The organism is Streptomyces alkaliphilus (assembly GCF_014141535.1).
GTDB lineage: Bacteria > Actinomycetota > Actinomycetes > Streptomycetales > Streptomycetaceae > Streptomyces > Streptomyces alkaliphilus.
This window is the reverse complement of the sequence record NZ_VKHT01001144.1, coordinates 1-1,454: the sequence shown is the minus strand read 5'-3', so window position 1 is coordinate 1,454 and position 1,454 is coordinate 1. Positions and strand designations below refer to the sequence as shown.

1 pseudogene is annotated in these 1,454 nt (G+C 74.8%); it reads right to left on the bottom strand.

The annotated features are described in order from the left end of the window. Positions 1–128: 128 nt before the first annotated feature. Positions 129–1,454, bottom strand: a pseudogene (locus FNQ90_RS22990) (hypothetical protein); the annotation flags it as partial.

The following is a 1,454-nucleotide window of genomic DNA, read 5'->3' as shown; positions in this document are numbered from 1 at the left end:
GCTGGGTGATTATCTGGCCCGGGCCGGGGGGCGCGGTGATCACGGTGGTCACGGTTGTCACGGAGCCTGCATACCCCGGGAGTCGCGATGGCCGCCGGCCCGCGATCCCGTCGGGGGCGGGTCGGGCCTCACGTGCCGTCGAAGCCCCTGCCGCAGTCGGCCCCGGGGGAGTTCCGCCTCCCCGTGTCGCCGTTCCCGTCCCCCTCCCGACTCCCGTGGTCCACGCACGCTCCGGGGCTCGCGGGGAGGCGCACATCGGTGTCCTCACGCCGGTTGAGGTCGGCCAGCAGCGCCTCCGCCTGGGTCTCCTCGATCCGGGCCCGCCTCGTCTCGCCCATGCCGCGCAGGGCCGCCGCCAACGCGTGGCGCTGCTCGGCGACCATCACCGGGTCGAAGGGCTGCTCGGCGCTGTGCGCGAGGGCGCGCTCGGCCCAGCGCACGGCCTCGGTGTACTCCCCCACCCTCAGGTGGTAGCCGGCCAGGGCCCCCGCCGCCGTGGTCCGACCGTGCGGCAGACGGGCCCCGGTGTAGCTCTCGGTGAGCAGGCGGTGGGCCTCCTCCCACTCCCCCAGCAGCATCCGGCAGCGGCCGAGGTTGTTGAGCACCATCGTGCGCAACGCCTCCAGCCCCGGCCGGTTCGCCTCCTCCATGGCCCGCTCGCCGACCCGAACGGCGAGCTCGATCCGACCGGAGATCGCCAGGCACGCCACCAGGGCGCTGGAGGCCGCCACCGCCTCCAGGTCCTCCCCCAGCGCGCGGAAGAGATCGATCCCCCGGGTCAGCAGCTCCACACCGCGATCGCCCTCCCCCCGCCGGCCGTGCACCTTGCCCAACTGCACCAGGGCGGCGGCCCTGGAGTACTCGTCACCGGTGCGCTCGGCGACCATGAGGGCCAGGCCGTTGAGCCGGCGCTGTGCCCGCCAGGCGAAACGGATGCCGAAGTAGGTCTCCAGCGCGCGGGCCGCCTCGGCCGCGAAGGCGGACAGGGGACGTCCGGCCAGTTCGTCCCCGGTGTCGAAGGCGGGCGAGGCCAGCTGACCGGCGAGGGCCAGCACCCCCTCCAACTCCTCGTCCGCCCAGGGCAGGGACTCCGAGGGGCTGGTGAACAGCCGACCGCGGGGGAAGCGGTCCACGCCGGCGTGGTAGCGGTTGCGCACCACGGCGGGCAGCGCGAGCGGCAGGTTCACCCGGTACAGGGAGCCGAGGTACCAGTGGGCGAGGCCCGCGAGATGGACGCGATGGGCCCATACCGGCGGATCACCGGTGGCCGGGGCGGGGAGGACCCCGGTCGTGAGACCGCCCTTGACCGCGGCCTCCCGCAGGTCGTTGGGGAACGCGTAGCGACCGACGCCGGCGGGCACCAGGAGGCCCGTGACCCGCAGGTGTTCCAGTGCGGCGGCGGCCTCCCCGGGCAGACAGTCCAAAAGGGCGGCGGCGGAGGCGGGGGTGTGGGT